Here is a 21,919-nt window from a genome sequence, read left to right as displayed (position 1 = left end):
ATGCAATATTCAATACAAGGGTTTCTTAACGAAGCAGCTTATAAATTACACCAAATTGGGATTAATAATCCAAAATTAGAAGCACGAATTTTATTGCAGCATGCTATAAATAAACCTCATGAATATCTACTTGCTAATCCTGAAAAACAACTAAACCAGCTAGAAATAGAAACTTTCGAAAAAGCATTAGCAAGAAGACTAAAGCACGAACCGATAGCCTATATTACAGGCATCAAAGAGTTTTACTCACGTGAGTTTATCGTTAATAAACACGTATTAATTCCAAGAAACGATACGGAAATTTTGGTTGATATTGTACTTCAATATCATTCTCGACACTTCCAATGTCATTCCCGCGTAGGCGGGAATCCAGAAAAAACATATAATATACTCGAACTCGGCACAGGGAGCGGTTGCATCTCTATCAGTTTATTGCTTGAACTACCAAATAGTCAAGTAACTGCAACTGATATAAGTATTGATGCGATAGAGGTTGTAAAAAGTAATGCCATAAAGCATGATGTAACGGATCGTTTACAAATTATTCATAGCGATTGGTTTGAGAGTCTTAAGAAACAAAAATTTGATCTTATAGTTAGTAATCCGCCATATATCTCTATAAACGAAAGGCCTGAAATGGCGATTGAGACAATAAATTATGAGCCATCTATTGCTTTATTCGCTGAAGAAGATGGCTTGCTGGGCTACAGAATCATAGCAGAGAATGCTAAAAAATTCTTAAAGCAAAATGGTAAAATTATATTAGAAATAGGATATAAACAAGCAGAGCAAGTTAGCCAAATCTTTTTAGATCATGGTTATGTTATTGACAATATCCATCAAGATTTGCAATCTCATAATAGAGTAATAGAAATATCTTTAATTCCGCTGAATAGATCATATGCAAGACGTATCGGTAAAAGTCTGTCAGGAGTGCAACAAAATTTATTAGATAACGAACTGCCAAAATATTTATTTTCAAAAGAAAAGCTTGTTGGTGAAAAGCGTCAAATTTTTCTAGAGATTGGCTTTGGTATGGGTGAGCATTTCATCAATCAAGCTAAGATGAATCCGGATAAACTTTTTATTGGCGTAGAGGTGTATTTAAACGGAGTTGCAAATGTTTTAAAACTTGCCGAGGAGCAAAATATTACAAATTTTTTATTATTTCCCAATAATTTAGATTTTATATTATACGACTTGCCAAATAATAGCTTAGATTGGATTTATATTTTATTTCCTGATCCTTGGATTAAGAATAGACAGAAAAAGAAACGTATTTTGAATAAAGAACGTCTGAAAATCCTACAAACTAAGATGAAAAATAAAGGTAGCTTGATCTTTGCTTCTGATATTGAAAATTATTTTGAGGAAGTAGTGGAGTTAATTAAACAAAATGGTAACTTCCAAATTACTAATGAGGATAATTATTTAAAACCACACGATAATTATATAGTTACTAAATACCATCAAAAAGCTATTAATGAAAGCAGAACACCCCAATTTTTAAAGGCTATATTTTCAAATGTTATTTTTGTGTAAATGTGGCATTGTTGTATGGCTTAAATGTCATTCCCGCGAAAGCGGGAATCCAGAAAAAATAAGCATAAATATAGCAAATTTTTATGAACGGCTTTGTAGGCTTTGCACTAAAGCATCTAAACCTTGGTTTTTCAAAATACCACCGAAATCTTCTCGTTGAGCACCAATAAGACTTACACCCTCTGTAATAACGTCGGAAACTTTAAATTTTCCATTTTCCATTTTACGCACTAAATATTCTACTTTAATATCCTGTCCTTTATTATTAATATTCATGCTAACCATAGAATCTTTTGGGCTTAGAACATGCACTCCTGTTACTTGAGGTTTTTCACCTTTGTAATCTTTTATTAGATCAGTATAAGCTTTAGTAACATATTTAGAATAAACTTCTGTAAACTTTGCAATTTGTTCCTTAGATAAAGTTTTTACGCCGTTACGTCCTAATGTATACCTAGCCATCCAGTCAAAATCTAGATTATTATGCATTAGTTTACGTGCTTTGGCAACTTTTGCATCTTGAGATAGGTTAGGATTATTTAAGGTAGTAGAAGCTTCATTTACTAAGTTAGTAACATAATTATTTAAACCTGCGGGGGCATTATCGTCTGCATAAGAAGAAAATGTAAAAATCAATAAAAATAAGCCAGTAATAATTTTTTGCATAAGAACCTCTTTTAATTAGAATTTACGTTTTTAGGTTTAGGGCATTTAAAGTTTTTGGGATATTGAACAGATGCTTCACGAGCTTGGTGTAATGCCGATCTGATAGTAGCATAAGGGTCTAACGAATTCTTCATAACATAATCACTAAATGATAATACATTATATCTATCATTTATTTTACTCACTGCTAAAACACTTAATTCAAAATCTTTATGGGTATAATACATTAAAGGATTAAGTGCATAATTAGTAAATATTGGGTCAGTCATATCCCTTGCATTAGTACTACCTATTATCGGTAACACTAAATAAGGACCTGGACCTACTCCATAATGTGCAAGAGTATTACCAAAAGTCTGACGATCTGATGGCAGCCCTACTTTACCTGCTACATCAAATAAACCACCTATACCAAGCGTAGTGTTAATGATAAACCGCCACACGCTTTTCATAGTCTTATCATAATTTAGCTGCAAACCATAATTTACAGCAGTAAGTGGCATATCAATATTACCAACAAAACTATTAACCCTTGCTTTCATATAATCATTTGTAAGGTTTTTATACCCAACAGCTAAAGGACGCAAGAATATATAATCTAATACTGTGTTAAACGCAAAAATTTTACGGTTAAATTTTTCGTATGGATCGTAAACTTCTCGGCAACCATTAATATTACTGCTACCATTATAGTTGTATATGTCATCATCTACATATTCAAGATCAGCTTTTGCGAATAATGAACATAGGATAATCGAAAGTATAATTAGTATTCTCATGATTTATTTTCAGTTTTCTTACATATAATAATACCGTATTTATTATTTTCCGCTAGTATTATTTCTTCAGAAGTTAATCTAACGAAATTATTTTTTTGTAAAATATTATTTATTTCATTTAAATTAAAAATAAATTCTTTACGTTTTACTGAAAAATGCGTATTCGAATTAGTAGGTAAACAAAGAGAAAAATATCCACCTTGATTAAGCGATTGATATATTGCATTGAAATATGCAGAAAGATCTTTAGTAAAAGTTAATCCACAAAAGCTTAAAATAATATCAAATTTATTTGAATTTTGTTTCAGAAACTCACTTATGGAAACATTATATATCTGATTATAAATTTTAAGGTTAGCATAATATTCTTCTTGAATATCATTCATTAAATTAGAAATTTCTACAGCTGTTAAAGTAAAGCTTTCTGGAAAACGCTTTTCTAATTCGTATCCGGCAAGTCCTATATTACTACCAAGCTCTAAGATAGAATAATCATCTGGCAGGTCAGTTATTTGCTTCAAGCTCTCATTCACAAATCTATAAGGCAAATGAATATTTTTATCATTGTTAAAAATACTTGGATAATTTTTTGCAGTTAAGTCCCTGTATTTTCCCCAAATCTCCACAGGTATTTCGGTAGCATTTTTATAATTTTTTAAAAAATTTATAAAAATTGCTTTATATTTTTCATTTGATTTTTCCAAATATTTTATGGCTTTTGGATAGTCATTTTTTAAAAAATAAGTCCAACCTAATTGATAATAAACTCTAGAATCATTAGGACTAAAAAAGTTATCAACTAACTTAAATCTAAGTAATGCATCGTTTAAATTACCTCTATATAAATGTTCAAGTCCAAGCTCATAATTGGTTTCACTTAAATGATTCATTTTATATTTACAGTCATTTAAATAATTTTTAAATTCTAGAATTTTGTTTTTAATAAAATTTGGTATATTTATTATCGTTAAGCAAAAATGTTTGATTTTATCCTTTATTTTACTAAGCATAGCTATTTTAAAATTAAATATTATCTAATATAATAAAGCATATCTTTATAAATTTTAAAATAAAATAATGGTTATATTATCAAATCAATTACTGATGAAGATGATGAATCTACAAAAGAAATACTATATTTACTGTCTAATTCAGTAAATGCTAGCCGAATAATGGAAGCTATTAAGCGAGTGGAAAGAGGCGAATTTATTGAAGTTGATTTAGATGATTAAGATTTTCTTCACAGAATTTAAAACTTACTATATTATCATTTTCATCAATACGGACTAATATTATGTCAATTATTTCTACTCGATTAAATGCTATAAAACCATCTCCGACGCTTGCAGTTGTTAGAAAAACGCTTGAGCTTAAAAGAGAGGGCATTGATATTATTGCACTTGGGGCAGGTGAGCCTGATTTTGATACGCCTGATAATATCAAAGAAGTAGCTATCCAAGCTATTAAAGATGGGTTTACTAAATATACAAACGTTGAGGGTATGCCAGCTTTAAAAGAAGCAATACAAGCTAAATTCAAACGAGAAAATAATATAGATTATGATCTTGATGAAATAATAGTTAGCACCGGCGGCAAGCAAGTTATATATAATATATTTATGGCATCTTTAAATAAAGGTGATGAGGTTATTATTCCTGCTCCTTATTGGGTGTCCTATCCAGATATGGTTTTACTTGCTGAAGGTGCTCCGGTTTTTGCAAATTGCGGTATTGAAAGTAACTTTAAACTAAGCGGTGAAGTTTTAGAACAGTTAATTACGCCTAAAACTAAATGGCTTATTATTAATTCGCCTAGTAATCCAACAGGTGCAAGCTATAGCCATTCAGAACTAGAAAATATTGCTGAAATTCTAAGAAAGCATCCGCATGTAAACGTCATGTCTGATGATATTTATGAGCATATTACTTTTGATGGTTTTAAATTTTATACTTTAGCAGAAATAGCACCTGATTTAAAAGATCGAACATTTACTGTTAACGGAATATCGAAAGCATACTCTATGACAGGTTGGCGTATAGGTTATGGTGCAGGTTCGAAAGCTTTGATTAAAGCTATGACTATTATTCAGTCACAAAGTACTTCAAACCCGTGTTCAATAAGCCAAGCAGCAGCCGTTGAGGCACTAAATGGCGTGCAAGGCTATATTGCACAAAATGCTTTAAATTTTGAGAAAAAACGTGATCTTGCTTTATCGATTTTACAAAGAGTGAAATATTTTGAATGCTATAAACCTGAGGGTGCTTTTTACTTATTTATTAAATGTGATAAGATTTTTGGAGCTAAAACTAAATCAGGAAAAGTAATTACTAATAGTAACGATTTTGGTGAATATTTACTTGAAGAAGCAAAAGTCGCTGTAGTCCCTGGTATTGCTTTTGGCTTAGAGGGATATTTCAGGATTTCCTATGCTACTTCTATGAAAGAACTGGAAGAGGCTTGTTTGCGTATGGAGAAAGCTTGTGGTTCATTATAGTACAAACGTGTTTTATGTCATCCCGTGGCTTGACCACGGGATCCAGCAATATAAAATACAAATAAAAAAGCTCGATTTTATCTCGCTTTATACTGGTTCCCGTGAATAAATCACGGGATGACAAATATGGGTAATCAATGCGTAAAGCTTTTAAAAAATTTTTAAAACGTAATAAATTTGTCCTTAGTTTAATCACTATTTTACTATATTGGTATTTGCGTTTTGTTTATTTTACTTCAAAGCAAAAATTTATATTCTATTACAATGGAAATAAGGAAAAGTTTTTAAATGAGCAAGGCGTAATTTTTGCATTTTGGCATAATATGCTTGCATTAAGTCCTGCTATGTTTAAAGGAATGCCAGATGTCTACGCATTAATATCCCCACATTTAGATGGCAAGATTTTAAATGATTTAGTCGATAAATTTGGCTGCAAAGTTATAGTCGGTTCTAGCAATAAAAATCCACTTGGAGCATTACGGAGTATTATCGAAAAGCTTTCTCAAGGTGCAAATGTAATAATTACGCCTGATGGTCCTAAAGGTCCTGTATATAAAGTAAATAGCGGAATTACTGAAATTGCTTATAAATACAATAAAAAATTAATTCCAGTAGTCAGTAATACTTCTAGATGTTTTAGATTAAGAAGCTGGGATAAGTTGATAATCCCTTTGCCATTCGGTACAATTAAAGTAATAATAGAATCGCCTTTAGAGCTGACAGACAATAAAACACAAAATCATATGAATCTTGAAAAATGTTTAGTTAATTTAACTGAGAACTTAATAAAATGATGCGTTTATATTACTTTTTAAGTTTTTTGTTATTACCTATTTATTTTGTTATAATTTTCATTCGCTTATTAATAGGCAAAGAAGACATAAAGCGTGTTAAGGAGCGTTTTGCGATCGGTAAACACAGGCAAGATAATGGATTTTTAATTTGGATTCATGCAGCTAGCGTCGGCGAATCTATGATTGCTTTAAATTTAGTTGATAATATAAGCAAACATTTTCCTGAAGTCCGTTTTTTAGTCACTTCTTGGACACAATCTTCTGCTAAAATATTAAGTAGCAAATTACCTAAAATAGCTACTCACCAATTGCTTCCGATAGATAATATTATTTTTACCAAAATTTTTCTAAATAATTGGAAGCCTGATTTAGGTATTTTCATAGAATCAGAATTATGGCCAGGTACTATTAATGAAGCAGCAAAGCATTGTAAATTATTGCTTGTGAATGCCCGCATGTCTGATAAATCCTTTGAATCTTGGAAGAAAAGAAAAGGCTTTTTTCAGCTCATTGTTACAAATTTCAGCGAAGTTATTGTGCAAAGTGAGCGTGATTTACAGAAATTTAATGAGCTTGGAATATCAAACACAACTAATTTAGGAAATATCAAATTTGCTAATGAAAAGCTTCCAGTTAATCAAGAAGAGCTTGTAAAGCTAAGTGAACATCTAAAAAATAAGCAAATTATCTTATTTGCTAGCACCCATCCGGAAGATGAAGAAATTATTTTACCTATTATAAAAAACTTAAAAAAACAAGTTACAAATTGTTATATTATCTTAATCCCAAGGCATCCCGAGCGAGTTAAATCAATTCTTGATAACTGCATAGCACAAGATTTATCAGCTACTGCTAAATCACAGAATGACTTACCTGTTTTAACCGATGATCTTTATATAGTTGATAGATTCGGTGAAATGGGTTTATTTTTCTCCATATCTTCAATATCTTTTATTGGTGGTTCTTTTAAACAAGGGGGACATAATATTTTAGAGGCGGCACATTTCTCTAATTGTATTATCTTTGGTCCTGATATGAGTAAGAACACTGACATTGCTAAGCACGTCCTTGAAAATAAAGCAGCTATTCAAATCAAAAGTGGTAAAGAGTTATTAAATACCCTGGAATACTTGCTTGCTCCTAGTAATTCTATAGAATTAAAAAACTATCAAGAAAATTCACTAAAATTTGTTGAAGAAAACCAGAAAATACTTGATGAATATCTTCAAATAATTACAAAATTTTTCCCATAAAATATAACAAAAGTAGAATTTCTAAAAATAATATTTGACTTTTGATTGTAAAGTGATTAAATAGCACTACTTAAAAATTAAGAGAGGCATTATGTATGATCCAACAAAACCACAGGACCCAGACACTATACGTGCTATTATAAGTAGACAGGCCGCAGAAGACCAAGCAGCAAGGGAAAGAGCAAAAAAAGGTAATAGTGATGATGGGGAGCTACTTGGGATGCTCATAGTATTTGGATGTTGTGCAGCATATGAAGGAGTAAAGTTTGCTGGAAAAGCTGCTATAGCAGGCGGAAAAATGGCTGTAGAAGGAGGAAAGATAGCAGGTAAAACGGTAATAAATGCTCGTAAATTGCATAAAGGAGAAGTAGAAATTGTAAATACCGATAACCAAGGGAGAATTATAGAAAAAGCTCCTGAATATAGTCCTACACTTACTGAATCTCAAGAAAGCCCTACATTTTCCAAAAGAGAAAAAGTAAAAGAATGGATTGGAAAAGGAATTAAAAAGAGTCGATCAGCTAGCGAGCTATTAACAAGTGCTTATAAATTAACTACTAGCACAACAGAAGAAGTTGTGACGGATGCAGGAGATAAAACCAAAGTTATTATTAAACCTAATACTAGTAATACTGTTAATACTGAAGACCATAAGATTAGACCTCTTATTAATAAACAAAATAAATATTATGGCGAAATACAAGAAGACACTATAAATACTATGCTAAAATATAGATTTAATGGTAAAAAAATTGTAGAGGTAACAAAATATAAATCATTTGAAAATACTATAAGTAAGTAGAACAGAACCTATTTAAAATAATAAGATTTTAAATAGGTAATGATGAACAGAAAATATAGACACTTATCTCGAGAAGAGAGATATGAGATAAAAAGAATGTATGACCTAGGAGTCAGTATTAATAAGATAGCACAACATCTTACGAGGTCTAAAAGCACTATTAGTATGGAGCTAAAAAGACAAAACTTACGCTATGTTATAGCAAATATGCTAAAAACCCTTACTACAAAGCTATGTTTTTACAGTGCATCACTTTATAATATCCTTTAATTTATAGGAATTATATCAAACATAGCGTAAGTTTTGAAGAAATAAGGTAAAAGATAAGTATATGCCTTGTGTTGCTCAGGAAAAATATGAAAACAGGATGTATCAGCAAGAGTTATTAAAAATAGAAAAGAACCCTATGTTGTTAGATTATATTAAAAATGCTATGATTCGCAAGAAATGGTCGCCGGATGCTATAGCCGGAAAGTTAAAACTAGACAAAAATACAGCTTTGTGTATCAGTACAGAAAGTATATATAGATTTGTTTACACTTCTGCAGTAGCAGCTAAATTAAAGTTATATAGCTATTTACCTTCTAAAAGATATAAAAGGCAAGAAAGAGGGAAGAGGCGTCAAAGGATCATTATACCACAAAGGATCTCAATACATCAGCGTGATGCAATAGCTACGAAAAAGGTAGAAGTAGGGAATTTTGAGGCAGATCTTACATTTCATAAAGGTAATCAAAGTATGAATATTGGTGCACTGGTGGATAAAAAGAGTCAAAAGATTATTTTAGTGCTGAATAACTCCAAGAGAGCTACAACAGTTACCAATGGTTTTTTAAGAAAGATAAAAACTCTTCCAAATAGTGTGAGAAAGACTATTACTATGGATAATGGCAAAGAGTTTGTGGGGCATGTTGCCTATAGACTATCTGGGTTTCAAACTTTCTTTTGTGATCCATACCGCCCTAGACAAAAAGCATTAGTGGAAAAAATGAATTCTATGATTCATAGAATTTTACCTAAAAATACAGATATTACTACCGTTACACAAAGAGGTCTTGACAATGTTGCTGAGATTTTAAATAACATGCCAAGAAAGATTTTTGGTTATAAAACCCCCAATGAAATTTGGGCAGAAAATTTATAGGTTTTGTTCTACTTAGTCCTTGCATTTTCATTATTAATACTGACTCCTAGGTCATACATTCTTTTTATCTCATATCTCTCTTCTCGAGATAAGTGTCTATATTTTCTGTTCATCATTACCTATTTAAAATCTTATTATTTTAAATAGGTTCTGTTCTACTTACTTATAGTATTTTCAAAACTACTATGCCAGCCAATTAATAGCTAATTTTTTAGAAAAATTAGGAGTAACTCACTTAATTACCATCGATTTGCATTCTGATAAAATAGAAAAGTTTTTTAATATTCAGGTTTCTAATCTCAAACCTATCGAATTATATTTACCATTTTTGCAAAATTATAAAAATTGTATTATAGTTGCCCCTGATAAAGGAAGCATTAATAAGGTAGAACCAATTGGAAACTTGTTAAACATAGATTAGCCTATATAACCAAAGAAAGAGATGTTAATAATAGCTGCAATATGGTAGAAATAACAGGGAATGTTAAGGGCAAAATTGTATATTAATTGATGATATTATCGATAGCGGTGAAACTAATTTATAAAGCTGCTAATTTTTTAAAGCAGCATGGAGCTTTATCGGTAAATACTTTTATTACGCATGCTGTACTTTCAAAAAATTATGATATCGCATTATTGGATCGTATTTTTGTTACTGATACTATAGAAACAGATGACTTATCTTCTAAATTTCATATAATACCTATATTGCCTATCTTAGTAAAAGAGTTAAAAAATATAATATGAGTTTATGCACTCTTGAAATAAATTTGTCAGCTATAAAAGCTAATTATCGTTTATTGAAAAATATTTGTGAAATGACTGAAGTAGGGGCGGCAGTTAAAGCCAACTCTTATGGACTCGGTGCAATAGAAATTTCTAAAAACTTGCTAGAAAAAAATTGCCGATATTTTTTTGTTGCCTCAAGTAATGAGGGAATTAGTTTGCGTAAAGCTATAGGCACTGAAGTAAATATTCTTATTCTTAACGGCGTATTTGAACATGATGCTTTAGAACTTATAGAATATAATCTAATACCTGTTTTAAATAATTTAAACCAAATCAAAATTTGGCAAAAATTTAGTAATCTAAAAAATCAATCATTATCTTGCTATCTGCATTTTAATACCGGTATTAATCGCCTTGGACTAACTCATAATGAGATAGAACAGCTAATTAATAATCGTGATTTGTTAGAAGGGTTGAATGTGGAATATATCATAAGCCACTTATCAGCTTCTGAAGATAGCAATAACCCTTATAATTTAGAACAACTAAACAAATTTAAAGCTTATTTGGAATATTTCCCAACTGCTAAAGCAAGTCTTGCTAATTCCGGGGGTATATTTTTAGGGAAAGATTATCATTTTAATTTAGTAAGACCTGGTGCTGCTTTATATGGTTTAAATCCTTTAGGCAGTAACAAACCCAATCCGATGCAAAACCCTGTAACCTTAAAAGCACCTATAATTCACTTACAAAATTTGACATATGGGAGTCGTATCGGCTATAATATGACTTTTACAACCAAGCGTGATAGCTTAATCGCAACTCTGCCTTTTGGCTATGCTGATGGATTTAGTCGTAATTTTAGTAATCAAGGTACAGTATTTATTAATGGTCGCAACGTCCCAATAATAGGACGAATATCAATGGATTTAGTCAATATTGATGTTACCGATCTACCACCCTCAGATATTTTTTTGGGACAAGAAGTAGAAATTATTGGCAATAATTGCACTCCTGATAAAATAGCGGATATTATAGGTACTATAGGATATGAGATATTAACCAGCCTTGGTAATAGATATAAGAGAATTTATACTTGATAATGTTATAACCTTAGTGTTATCTAGTTGCTTGTCTACGGGATAACGGCTAAAATAACATTAATAATTTAAAATATAAAAAGAATAATACAGATGTTATTAAATATAGCTAATTCTATTGGTAAACGCACCATAAGACTAGCACAAAGTATCGGCAAATTTTCTATATTTAGCTTAGCTGCCATTACTAGCATTATAAGACCACCTTTATATTTTAGTTTAATTATCAAACAATTATTATTTATCGGCTTTTATTCTTTGCCTGTTGTCGCCATGACTACCTTTTTCTCAGGTGCAGTATTGGCATTACAGAGTTATACAGGATTTTCTCGTTTTTCTGCTGAAAGTTCTATTGCAACTGTAGTAGTGTTATCCTTAACTAGGGAACTTGGACCAGTGCTTGCTGGATTAATGGTAGCAGGACGAGTAGGAGCATCAATTGCAGCGGAAATAGGTACTATGAGAGTTACCGAACAAGTAGATGCTTTATATACTCTCTCTACAGATTCTATTAAATATCTTGTTTTCCCAAGAGTAATTGCAGCTATTATTACTATGCCTTGTCTAGTTTTAATCGGCGATGTAATCGGGGTTATGGGAGGTTACTTAGTCGGCGTATATAAGCTTGACTTTAACAGTAGCACTTATTTAACTAGCACTTTTCAATATTTAGAGCCAATAGATGTAATATCTGGTCTTGTTAAGGCTGGAGTCTTCGGCTTTATTATTTCTATAATAAGCTGCTATAGTGGTTATTATTCAGGTAAAGGAGCTAAAGGTGTTGGGCGAGCTACTACTTCTGCGGTAGTAAATTCTTCCATTTTAATCCTAATTAGTAACTACTTAATAACCGAATTATTTTTTAAAGTATAAAAAAGATATGAGTGTAGAAGAAATAAAAATAAAAATTCGGTCATTATATAAATCTTTCAATAGTCATAAAGTATTAGACGGAATAGACCTAGATGTAAAAAAAGGTAGTTCTTTAGTTATTTTAGGCGGTTCAGGTAGCGGTAAGTCGGTCCTAATTAAAAATATAGTAGGATTAATTAAACCTGATCAAGGTCAAATCTTTATTGATGGTGCAGAAATTCAAAATATCTCAAGCAAAAAAAGATTTGAGATTATGAAAGATATCGGATTTTTATTCCAAGGCGGAGCTCTTTTTGATTCTTTAAATGTACGTGATAATATTACTTTTGATACTAACAAATTATCTAAAAAAGAGAAGAACGATCTTGCTGGAGCAAAACTTGATTCAGTAGGCTTATCGCCTAGAATTCTTGACCTATATCCATCAGAATTATCAGGAGGTATGAAAAAAAGAGTAGCACTTGCACGAGCAATTTGTAGCACTCCATCGATTTTATTTCTTGATGAACCAACAACTGGGCTTGATCCTATAATGGCTAATGTTATTAATGAGTTGATTATAAAAATCCAAGAGGAGTTAGGGGCAACTACAATCACTATAACTCATGATATGATTAGTGCCGAAAAAATAGCTAAAGAAATAGCTATGATTTATCAAGGAAAAATTAAGTGGTATGGTAGCAAAGATGAAATGCGTAATAGCAATAATCCTTACTTAAAACAGTTTATAAACGGCTTAACTACGGGTCCTATTGAGGTATAATATGTTTAAAAATTTATTATTTATAATAACGATTTTAAGTATAAGTTTTAATGTTTATGCCATAAATAATAGAGCTTATACGACATCAGATATAGTAAAAATAGCGATTGTTCTTGGAATTGTTGCTTTAATTTTTAGCCCTGCAAAATTTCGTATTATAGTTATTGGTACGGCTCTAGGTCTAACTCTTGCATATTATACCTATAAATATATAGTACCTATCTTTATTTCTTCATTAAACGGTCCTTGAAAAATAAGACGAATTTAATCTATTTTATACCCAACTAACGCTTGTTTAAAAACTTCTATATCTATCTGCCAATCGTTGGTATCAAGGCTAGAGGGTAGAATCATTTGAGGTTTAATAGGAAAATAAGCTAACCTAAATCCCCATTTAATTCCCCAATAACTTTTATAGTTTTATTTTGATGATCTATTTTCACTGCATAAGTATGGGCAGTCCAATAAGTTAAAGGCTTAGAAAAAATTGTATAAGACCATAAAGGAGCATCGTAGAAATCCTGCTCCAAAGTATAAAAAGGGTTTAATTCTACATTAGTATCTATAAATCTTTGTAATTTCTTATCTAAAGAATTAGTGCGAACGATCTGAAGCCAAGCATTATGCTCTTGCTTGCTTATATGAATAATAGGGAAAGATAGATTAAAACAATTTTTTGGAGCATTCGGGATATAGGAAATGTTAAAATCTCCTTCTATAGAATTAAGCTCAAGATTTTTATAATTACTTTTGTATAAACAGTTTCCTATATGTTCAACTACTTCATTATTTATCTTAAGATCCTGCCAAAATAAACTAAAAATAAATAAAAATATACTGATGAAACAGATTGATCTAAAAATATTTTTAGGTTTCAATACAATTTTTGACCGTTAGGTACTTTAGGGTCAATCATGACTAAACATATATCGTTATTAGAATCAGGAAATCCTACTAATAAAAACTGAGATAAGAAGCCGGCTATATTCTTTTCTCCTAAATTCACACAACCGACTATGGATTTGCCTATTAATTTTTGAGAGGTATAATGTTTTGTTATTTGTGCGGATGTTTGTAAAATTCCAAAATCTACCCAAACTTTTAATGCCAGCTTTTTGGCTCTTAGAAACTATTTTACTTTGGTAATTGTTCCTGAACGTAACCAATATTCTCAAATTTTTTGAAGGTTATCATTACTGTTTTTCTTTAGTAATTTCATCATATTTTTTGAGCTTTGTAAGGACACGCTCTAAATTATCTAACCTAATCATGCATGGACCATCACTTGGAGCATTATCCGGATCCTGATGTACTTCCATATAGAGACCAGCAACACCTACTGCAACTGCAGCTTTTGCAAGTAATTCTACATATTTACGCTCTCCTCCAGTACTTCCTCCAAGCCCACCAGGTTGCTGCACAGAGTGAGTAGCATCAAAAATTACAGGAGCATTTAATTCAACCATTACCGCAAGACTACGCATATCGGATACTAAATTATTGTAACCAAAACATGTACCACGCTCTGTTAATAATATGTCTTTTGCTCCAAATGATTCTAACTTCTTGTGTACATTTTTCATATCCCAAGGAGCTAGAAACTGCCCTTTTTTAACATTTACTATTTTTCCGGTTGCAGCTGCAGCGTGAAGTAAATCTGTTTGCCTGCACAAAAATGCTGGGATTTGTAACATATCAACTATTTTAGCTACCTCAGCACATTGATTTTCACTATGAACATCAGTAACTATAGGGCAGTTAAATGCTCTTTTTACTTCTGCTAAAACTTCCAAGCCTTTATCAATTCCAAGACCTCTAGCACCATTTACAGAAGTTCTATTACCTTTATCAAAAGAAGACTTATATATAAATGGAATATTAAGTTTAGTAGTTAATTTAACAAGCTCTTCTGCCATAAACAAAGCGTGATCTAGTCCCTCAATTTGACAAGGTCCTGCAATCAGAGTAAAAGGTAGATCATTGCCTATTTTTAAATCTTTTAACTTTATTATTTTTTGCATAATTTTTTATTACAATTTATTTAGCTATAGGCATACTATTATCTACTTGATTTTCTTCAATTTCATTGATTTTAGATACTAAATCTGGTTTCTTCTGAGAAGAAAGATTAGCAAGTATTATTGCATTTATTAAAAATAATGACGCAAGTATTACAGTACTCTTAGTAAGAAAATTATTTGCTGTTTTAGCACTGATCACTCCCATATTTCCTCCACCACTTATACTACTAATTCCATCTGAACCGCTACGTTGCATTAGAATAACTATAATCAATAATATTGCGATAGTAATATGTACAAAAAGAAGTATGTCTAACATAATATAAAATAACCATTGGTATTATTTTAAGGAATTATATAATAATTTTATCTCATTTGCAATGCAGCTTTAAATAATAGATAAAATGAATCCGAAAAGGCTGAGTTATACTATTCATTAATATTGTTTGAATCATTATTTATAACTGATTTGACTAATTTATTATACTTTTCTTTTATTGCCATTAAATTATAATCACCATCATAACAACCTTCTATACTAATAATTTTTTGTATGTAAAAATTTAATTGTTCCACTTCTGGTGAACCAACATTACTAAAATAAGATTTGATTTGTTTTATTTGCCTAATAAGCATAGGAATATCATCAGGTTTTATTACAAACAATCCTATAAATAAAACTATTAATGTTTGTGTTAGCGACATATTTAAATTAATTTTTTATGCTTATATTTTGGGTTTAAAGTATTTTCTCCGTTTATTTTTAACATATACTCGTGATAATCCTGATAGTTTCCTTCAAACCAAGTGGCATTACCCTTTATATCATATGCAATAATGTGAGTAGCTATCCTATCTAAGAACCATCTATCATGACTAATTACTAATACACAACCCGCAAAATCTAAAATTGCATCTTCAAGAGCTCTTAACGTATCAATATCTAAGTCATTAGATGGCTCATCTAACATTATAACATTTGCCCCTTCTTTTAACAATTTTGCTAAATGCACTCTATTACGCTCTCCTCCAGAAAGCTGTCCAACTTTCTTTTGCTGATCACCTCCTCTAAAGTTAAAAGCTGCACAATATGCTCTACTTTTAACTATTCTGCTACCAAGCTGTAATTCATCTAATCCTTCTGCAATTTCTTCCCAAACGGTTTTATTCCCATCCAAATGATCACGTGATTGGTCAACATATCCTAATTTTACTGTTGAACCGATTTTAATAGAGCCTTTATCAGGTTCTACTTTACCTGTGATGATATTAAATAATGTAGTTTTACCTGCACCATTTGGTCCAATTATCCCTACAATCGCTCCACGTGGAACTTTAAAACTAAAATCCGATAAGAGCGTTTTATCATTATATTTTTTGGCTATATGTTCTGCTTCAATAACTAAATCACCAAGACGCGGACCATTAGGTACAATTATTTGAGTAAGATCACTTTTTTGTTCTTGTTGTTTATTTAGCAATTCTTGATAAGCAGTAATACGAGCTTTATTTTTTGACTGCCTTGCTTTTGGAGTTTGACGAATCCATTCTAGTTCACAATTTAATTGTTTTTTTCTATCATCTTCTTCTTTACTTTCTAGAGCTAACTTTTCTTGTTTTTGTTCCAACCATGAACTATAATTTGATTTCCATGGAATACAATGTCCCCGATCTATCTCTAATATCCATTCTGTAACATTATCTAAGAAATAACGATCATGTGTAATAACTATTACTGTACCTTTATATTCTTTAAGATAGTTCTCAAGCCAAGAAACTGATTCAGCATCTAAATGATTTGTCGGCTCATCAAGTAATAACATATCAGGTTTTTCTAAAAGAAGCTTACACAAAGCAACTCTTCTTTTTTCTCCACCAGAAATTTCATTAATATTTGCCTCTTTTGATGGACAACGCAATGCTAACATTGCAATTTCTATTTCCCGCTCTAAATCCCACGCATCACAATTATCTATTTTTTCTTGTAATTCTGCCTGTTTATTAAAGAGTTGATTCATTTCTTCGTCAGTAATTTCGGTAGCCAGCTTATTATTTATTTCATTAAATTCATCGATAAGTTTCTTTTTCTCATATAAACCTTCCATAATATTATCAAATACATTTTTATTTGGATTAAGATATGGTTCTTGAGGCAAATAACCGACTTTTATATTTAGTGCTGCCATTGCTTTACCATCAAATTCCTTATCTATACCTGCCATAATTTTTAATAAAGTAGACTTACCTACTCCATTTGGTCCTATTATTCCAATTTTAGCACTTGGTAAAAAAGATAAATTTGTTTCCTTTAAAATTTTCTTACCATTTATAGTTTTACTTAAACCATTTATTTCATAAATATATTGAGATGACATAAATTATTTATTTCCTTGTATTAACTTAACTCTAACAAAATTTTATCTAGTTCTTTCAAATCCTTGTAATGAAATATTAACTTCCCTCCTAAAGAATAATTCTCTATTGTCACTTTTATATTAAATTTTTCTGACAAAATTTTTACTAATGATTGTAAATCATTATCTTCTGTTTTTTCTTTAAAAAGCTGTTTTCCTATTCTATTATTATCAGGATACTTTGTATATTCATTTTGAGACCATTGTCTTACTAGCTCTTCTGTTTGACGCACATTCAAATCATTGTCTATAACATAATTTGCTATTACTTCTGCATGCTCATGATTTATTAAGCATCTAGCATGTCCCATACTAAGTATATTTTCATCTAATTTATTTTGAATAGATTGTGGTAAATTATTGAGCCTTAGCAAATTAGCTATATGACTACGGCTTTTACCAAGTCTTTCTGCTAATTTTTCTGCTGTGTAATTAAAATTTTCTACTAAATATTTGAAGCCACGAGCTTCTTCCATGACTGTTAAATCCGATCTTTGTATATTCTCAATTAATGCTATCTCCATGCTCTCTTTAGCATCTAAATTTTTTATGATTACCGGTATCTCAGAAATTTTTGCTAATTTACATGCACGCCAGCGTCTTTCACCTGCTATAATTTGAAAACTATTATCAATAATAATAGGCTGAAGTAAACCATTATTTAATATAGAATCTGATAATTCTTTTATTTTATCATATTCAAAATGCTTTCTAGGCTGATTTTCATTTGGTTTTATTCTATCAATATTTATAATTTGTACTATTTCTAAACTTTCTTTTTCTGTAGATATAACCTCTTCTCCTAATAATGAAGACAAGCCTCTACCTAACCCTTTATTTTTCATTATATCTTCCCAAAATTTCTTTTGTAAGTTCCATATACGCCACTGCCCCTGCACATTTATAATCATATATAATAGCAGGTTTTCCATATGAAGGAGCTTCAGATAACTTAATGTTTCTAGGAATTACAGTTTTAAACACTAATTCTCCTAAACAACTTCTTACATCTTCTTCTACTTGCTCAGTTAAACGATTACGCCTATCATACATTGTAAATAATATACCTGCAATCTTTATCTTAGGGTTTAATCTTTTTTCTACAATTTCAACTGTCTTTAGCAAATGACTTAACCCTTCCAAAGAATAAAAATCACATTGCATTGGAATTAATACCTCGTCGCCTGCAACTAAAGCATTTATTGTTAATAAATTTAACGAAGGCGGACAGTCAATAATTATATAATCATATAATGCTTTTATTTCTTCTAATAACTTCATTAAAATATATTCTCGTTCTTCTAATTTTACTAAATCTAGTTCAGCAGCAGATAAATTAGTATTTGAGGTTATTATTTCTAAATTTGGAATATTAGTAGAGATTATTGTATCTTTTAATTTGATTATATTTGTTAATGCTTGATATATAGTATTTTTTCGTTGTTGTTGACTAACGCCAAAACCAGTACTACTATTACCTTGAGGGTCAAGGTCTATTACTAAAACTTTTTTATCCATAGCTGCAAGAGCAGTAGCTAAATTTACAGTGGTAGTAGTTTTAGCTACACCTCCTTTTTGATTAACTACGGAAATTACTTTTACAGTCATATTATTTTTGTTAAGCCGCTAATTTCTAAAATTTTACTATCTTTTGAAGTTATACTTTGGTTTATTAAACACTTAAATAACCATTTTTTTCTAGCTTCTTTTATTTCAGACAAATAGCTTTTTCCTTTTGGAAGCAAAAATTTATTTTACACAGAGATATTTTTTGTGCAAATAAAAGTAATCCCCGCCGCAAGCAGCGGGGTATTTTAGAAGAAAGCTAGCTGATGATCCTCATGCAGTTTCTGATATTCCTTGCCTTGGTTTTTTACGTATTTTCCTATCATATTCTCATTTCCATGCTTACCTACCGTACTCGTAAAATATCCATCAGTCCAAAATTCTCCACCCCATAATTGTTTCTTTACCTGTGGACACTGTCTAAATATTTGACGAGCTGTAACACTTTTAATTGTTGTTACTATTTTTGTTACGCTATAGGTTGGTACAGATTGTACCAAAAAATGGACATGATCTTCATCAACCCCTATTTCTAAAAATTTTATTTGATATCTCTTTTCTATCTCTAAACATATTTCTCGTAATACTTGATCAACTGATACGTCAAACACTGCTCGGCGATATTTTGCTGGAAATACCATGTGATACAGCAGTACCGTAACATTATGACTTTTATGTATATATTTGCTCATTCCGCCATATTACGCCGCAAGCGGCGGGGAATATACCCAAAAGAGATTTAAATTAGAAAAAGCTCTACAGGTTAATATATTACAGCTTATTTCTGTTTTTTCAATTCTTTGATTAATTATTTGTATATTATTATTTGATATTTTTGCTGCTTTCTCTAAAAAGATGCACTTACGTAAATCAGCTTCTATTAAACTTGTCTTTGCTACTCCAGCGATAGACAATATTATACCTGGAAAACCTGCTCCACTTCCTATATCAACTAAATGTATTTCTTTATCGTTAATATATACTGTATTAATTGCAAGGAATCTAATATATGACGTTTCCAAAAATTTTGCGTACTATTTTCTGATATAAGGTTAATAGCTTTATTCCACTTTTGTACTAATGCTTGAAAAATTTGTAATTTTTCAATTACTTCATGCGGAACTTCTATCATTGATATTTAGTTTTTAAATAAATTATAATAGCAGTAATTGCAGCAGGAGTAACACCAGAAATTTGTCGTGCCGCAGCAATAGTAATAGGGTTATGATAAGAAAGCTTTTCCTGTATTTCTAATGATATACTTGGTATTTTAAAATAGTCAATATTTTTAGGAATTGAATAAGCTTCCTCGCTTTGGAATAAATTAATGTCAGCATGTTGCCTGGCTAAATACGAAGCATATTTAGCTTCAATATAAAGTAGTTGTAAAATATTATTATCTATATCTTTAAGTACAGGAAAAATTTTAATAGCTTGCTCAACATCAAAATTAGGAATTTTAAATAAATCCAACACTGTCTTATGTGTACCATCCTGTGCAACTTTTATACCAACTTTAGCAAGTTTACTAGTAGTTAAAGATAAGGTATTTAATAATGATTTTATACTTTCTATATTTTTACATTTTGTTGTAAATATTTCTTTACGCTTTTCAGATATAACACCAATACTTATTCCCATCTCTGTCAAACGTAAATCAGCATTATCTGCTCTTATAGATAATCTATATTCTGAACGTGAAGTAAACATCCGATATGGCTCTAAAGTTCCAAACGATGTTAAATCATCTATCATTACTCCAATATAACTATTTGCTCTTGTTAGTATAAAAGGTGGTTGATTTTTTACTGCTAAAGCGGCATTAATACCTGCTACTATACCTTGTCCTGCAGCTTCTTCATATCCTGTAGTACCATTAATTTGACCTGCAAAATACAAACCTGTTATTTTTTTTGTTTCCAGTGTACTACTTATTTCACGTGGATCAATATAATCATACTCTATAGCATAACCTGGACGTAAAATTATTGCATTTTCTAAGCCTGGAATAGTTTTTATTAATTGATGTTGTACTTCTTCAGGTAGAGAAGTAGAAATTCCATTTGGATAAATTGTATAGTCATCTAACCCTTCAGGTTCTAAAAAGATACGATGCTCTGATTTTGTACTAAATCTAACTATTTTATCTTCTATAGAAGGACAATAACGCGGTCCTATTCCTTCTATCTGACCTGAATACATTGCGGATTTATCAAGATTTGCTCGGATAACATTATGCGTTTCTATAGTAGTTTTTGTTACAAAGCAATTTATTTGAGGGACATTTACATTATCAGTTAATTCTGAGAAAGGTCTAGGCACTTTATCCCCAGGTTGTGATTCTACTTTACTGTAATCAATAGTACGTCCATCAATTCTTGGAGGGGTTCCTGTTTTTAATCGAGAGAGTTTAAAACCTATTCTTCTTAAAGTATTTGATAACCCATAAGATGGTTCTTCATCTACTCTACCAGCAGGGATTTTTTTTGATCCAATATGAATTAGTCCTGATAAAAATGTACCTGTAGTTAATATAATTTTTTGACACGGTATTTTACTACCATTATTTAAAATGACTGCTTTTATTCCTGAAGATTTAATCTCAATATCTTCTACTTTTGCATATAATATTTCTAAATTTGGGTAGTTTGTTAGTATTCGATACATTGCTTTTTTATAAACCTTTCTATCGGCTTGTGCCCTAGGTCCCCAAACTGCTGGTCCTCTAGTTTCATTAAGCATTTTATAGTGTATACCAGCTTGATCTATAACATATCCCATTAATCCATCAAGTGCATCAATTTCCTTAACTAATGTACCTTTTGCAATTCCACCAATTGCAGGATTACAGGACATTTCTCCCAAATTTTCTGGTTTTGGCGTAATTAATAGAGTAGAAACTCCAAGACGTGCGGAGGCGGCAGCAGCTTCAACACCAGCATGCCCACCTCCTATCACTATTACGTCATATTTTTGCAT

25 protein-coding genes and 2 pseudogenes are annotated in these 21,919 nt (G+C 30.8%); 12 read left to right on the top strand and 15 right to left on the bottom strand.

The annotated features are described in order from the left end of the window. A complete protein-coding gene (gene trmB, locus AAGD55_RS01660; protein WP_341791895.1) occupies window positions 1-1,542 on the top strand; it encodes a bifunctional peptide chain release factor N(5)-glutamine methyltransferase PrmC/tRNA (guanosine(46)-N7)-methyltransferase TrmB in 1,542 nt (513 codons plus the stop codon). A gap of 81 nt (window positions 1,543-1,623) precedes the next feature. Here trmB and AAGD55_RS01655 read toward each other — a convergent pair whose 3' ends face one another. From AAGD55_RS01655 to AAGD55_RS01645, 3 genes are read right to left on the bottom strand one after another with little or no spacing between them, the layout of a single operon-like run. Continuing rightward, the gene (locus AAGD55_RS01655; RefSeq protein WP_341791894.1) at window positions 1,624-2,208 is read right to left on the bottom strand and encodes a phospholipid-binding protein MlaC; all 585 of its coding nucleotides are present in this window, start codon (window positions 2,206-2,208) and stop codon (window positions 1,624-1,626) included. Window positions 2,209-2,219: 11 nt separating this feature from the next. Beyond that, window positions 2,220-2,987, bottom strand: a complete 768-nt coding sequence (locus tag AAGD55_RS01650; protein ID WP_341791893.1) for a VacJ family lipoprotein — start codon at window positions 2,985-2,987, stop codon at window positions 2,220-2,222. Beyond that, window positions 2,984-3,997, bottom strand: coding sequence for a methyltransferase domain-containing protein (locus AAGD55_RS01645; protein ID WP_341791892.1), 1,014 nt, complete (start codon window positions 3,995-3,997; stop codon window positions 2,984-2,986). Before AAGD55_RS01645 ends, AAGD55_RS01650 begins: the two co-directional genes overlap by 4 nt. A gap of 284 nt (window positions 3,998-4,281) precedes the next feature. On the opposite strand from AAGD55_RS01645, the gene AAGD55_RS01640 reads away from it, so the two are divergent. From AAGD55_RS01640 to AAGD55_RS01590, 11 genes are all read left to right on the top strand, one after another. Next, on the top strand, window positions 4,282-5,481 hold the full coding sequence (locus tag AAGD55_RS01640) for a pyridoxal phosphate-dependent aminotransferase (RefSeq protein WP_341791891.1): 1,200 nt from the start codon (window positions 4,282-4,284) through the stop codon (window positions 5,479-5,481). Between the two features lie 137 nt (window positions 5,482-5,618). Continuing rightward, a complete protein-coding gene (locus AAGD55_RS01635; protein WP_341791890.1) occupies window positions 5,619-6,275 on the top strand; it encodes a lysophospholipid acyltransferase family protein in 657 nt (218 codons plus the stop codon). Beyond that, window positions 6,272-7,528, top strand: coding sequence for a lipid IV(A) 3-deoxy-D-manno-octulosonic acid transferase (waaA, locus tag AAGD55_RS01630; RefSeq protein WP_341791889.1), 1,257 nt, complete (start codon window positions 6,272-6,274; stop codon window positions 7,526-7,528). The genes AAGD55_RS01635 and waaA overlap by 4 nt, the downstream gene beginning before the upstream one ends. A gap of 91 nt (window positions 7,529-7,619) precedes the next feature. Next, window positions 7,620-8,330: a hypothetical protein gene (locus AAGD55_RS01625; protein WP_341791888.1), complete on the top strand. Its 711-nt coding sequence runs from the start codon at window positions 7,620-7,622 to the stop codon at window positions 8,328-8,330. Window positions 8,331-8,369: 39 nt separating this feature from the next. Further along, window positions 8,370-8,600, top strand: a complete 231-nt coding sequence (locus AAGD55_RS01620; protein WP_341791811.1) for a helix-turn-helix domain-containing protein — start codon at window positions 8,370-8,372, stop codon at window positions 8,598-8,600. 61 nt (window positions 8,601-8,661) lie between these two features. Continuing rightward, complete coding sequence (locus AAGD55_RS01615; protein ID WP_341791887.1) at window positions 8,662-9,474, top strand: IS30 family transposase; 813 nt, start codon at window positions 8,662-8,664, stop codon at window positions 9,472-9,474. A gap of 528 nt (window positions 9,475-10,002) precedes the next feature. Continuing rightward, complete coding sequence (locus AAGD55_RS01610) at window positions 10,003-10,221, top strand: hypothetical protein (protein ID WP_341791886.1); 219 nt, start codon at window positions 10,003-10,005, stop codon at window positions 10,219-10,221. Beyond that, window positions 10,218-11,303, top strand: a complete 1,086-nt coding sequence (locus AAGD55_RS01605) for an alanine racemase (protein WP_341791885.1) — start codon at window positions 10,218-10,220, stop codon at window positions 11,301-11,303. Before AAGD55_RS01610 ends, AAGD55_RS01605 begins: the two co-directional genes overlap by 4 nt. A 93-nt stretch (window positions 11,304-11,396) precedes the next feature. Next, entirely contained in the window at window positions 11,397-12,176 is a 780-nt protein-coding gene (locus AAGD55_RS01600; protein ID WP_341791884.1) for an ABC transporter permease, read from the top strand. Window positions 12,177-12,183: 7 nt separating this feature from the next. After that, on the top strand, window positions 12,184-12,939 hold the full coding sequence (locus AAGD55_RS01595; protein ID WP_341791883.1) for an ABC transporter ATP-binding protein: 756 nt from the start codon (window positions 12,184-12,186) through the stop codon (window positions 12,937-12,939). A gap of 1 nt (window position 12,940) precedes the next feature. After that, window positions 12,941-13,189: a DUF5510 family protein gene (locus AAGD55_RS01590; RefSeq protein ID WP_341791882.1), complete on the top strand. Its 249-nt coding sequence runs from the start codon at window positions 12,941-12,943 to the stop codon at window positions 13,187-13,189. Between the two features lie 127 nt (window positions 13,190-13,316). On the opposite strand, the gene AAGD55_RS01585 is transcribed toward AAGD55_RS01590, so the two are convergent. The 12 genes and pseudogenes from AAGD55_RS01585 to mnmG form a co-directional block, all read right to left on the bottom strand. After that, window positions 13,317-13,817: a hypothetical protein gene (locus AAGD55_RS01585; protein WP_341791881.1), complete on the bottom strand. Its 501-nt coding sequence runs from the start codon at window positions 13,815-13,817 to the stop codon at window positions 13,317-13,319. Next, the gene (locus tag AAGD55_RS01580; protein WP_341792492.1) at window positions 13,814-13,999 is read right to left on the bottom strand and encodes a hypothetical protein; all 186 of its coding nucleotides are present in this window, start codon (window positions 13,997-13,999) and stop codon (window positions 13,814-13,816) included. Before AAGD55_RS01580 ends, AAGD55_RS01585 begins: the two co-directional genes overlap by 4 nt. 133 nt (window positions 14,000-14,132) lie before the next feature. Continuing rightward, window positions 14,133-14,960 (bottom strand): 3-deoxy-8-phosphooctulonate synthase, encoded by an 828-nt coding sequence (gene kdsA, locus AAGD55_RS01575; protein ID WP_341791880.1) that lies wholly within the window; start codon window positions 14,958-14,960, stop codon window positions 14,133-14,135. A gap of 16 nt (window positions 14,961-14,976) precedes the next feature. Beyond that, window positions 14,977-15,279: a preprotein translocase subunit SecG gene (gene secG, locus AAGD55_RS01570; RefSeq protein WP_341791879.1), complete on the bottom strand. Its 303-nt coding sequence runs from the start codon at window positions 15,277-15,279 to the stop codon at window positions 14,977-14,979. A gap of 110 nt (window positions 15,280-15,389) precedes the next feature. Next, entirely contained in the window at window positions 15,390-15,665 is a 276-nt protein-coding gene (locus tag AAGD55_RS01565; protein ID WP_341791878.1) for a DUF2672 domain-containing protein, read from the bottom strand. A gap of 2 nt (window positions 15,666-15,667) precedes the next feature. Beyond that, window positions 15,668-17,335: an energy-dependent translational throttle protein EttA gene (gene ettA / locus AAGD55_RS01560; RefSeq protein ID WP_341791877.1), complete on the bottom strand. Its 1,668-nt coding sequence runs from the start codon at window positions 17,333-17,335 to the stop codon at window positions 15,668-15,670. Between the two features lie 20 nt (window positions 17,336-17,355). Next, a complete protein-coding gene (locus AAGD55_RS01555) occupies window positions 17,356-18,222 on the bottom strand; it encodes a ParB/RepB/Spo0J family partition protein (protein WP_341792491.1) in 867 nt (288 codons plus the stop codon). Continuing rightward, complete coding sequence (locus AAGD55_RS01550) at window positions 18,209-18,982, bottom strand: AAA family ATPase (protein WP_341791876.1); 774 nt, start codon at window positions 18,980-18,982, stop codon at window positions 18,209-18,211. The genes AAGD55_RS01555 and AAGD55_RS01550 overlap by 14 nt, the downstream gene beginning before the upstream one ends. Then, window positions 18,979-19,158, bottom strand: a pseudogene (locus AAGD55_RS01545) (16S rRNA (guanine(527)-N(7))-methyltransferase RsmG); the annotation flags it as partial. The pseudogene AAGD55_RS01545 and the gene AAGD55_RS01550, both read right to left, overlap by 4 nt. Window positions 19,159-19,188: 30 nt before the next feature. Beyond that, window positions 19,189-19,632: an IS200/IS605 family transposase gene (tnpA, locus tag AAGD55_RS01540; protein WP_341790826.1), complete on the bottom strand. Its 444-nt coding sequence runs from the start codon at window positions 19,630-19,632 to the stop codon at window positions 19,189-19,191. Window positions 19,633-19,677: 45 nt separating this feature from the next. Next, window positions 19,678-20,072: pseudogene (gene rsmG / locus AAGD55_RS01535) on the bottom strand (16S rRNA (guanine(527)-N(7))-methyltransferase RsmG); the annotation flags it as partial. After that, window positions 20,069-21,919, bottom strand: a complete 1,851-nt coding sequence (mnmG, locus tag AAGD55_RS01530; RefSeq protein ID WP_341791875.1) for a tRNA uridine-5-carboxymethylaminomethyl(34) synthesis enzyme MnmG — start codon at window positions 21,917-21,919, stop codon at window positions 20,069-20,071. The pseudogene rsmG and the gene mnmG, both read right to left, overlap by 4 nt.

This window comes from Rickettsia endosymbiont of Gonocerus acuteangulatus, from assembly GCF_964026435.1.
Taxonomy (GTDB): domain Bacteria; phylum Pseudomonadota; class Alphaproteobacteria; order Rickettsiales; family Rickettsiaceae; genus Rickettsia.
This window is presented reverse-complemented; position numbering and strand designations above follow the sequence as displayed.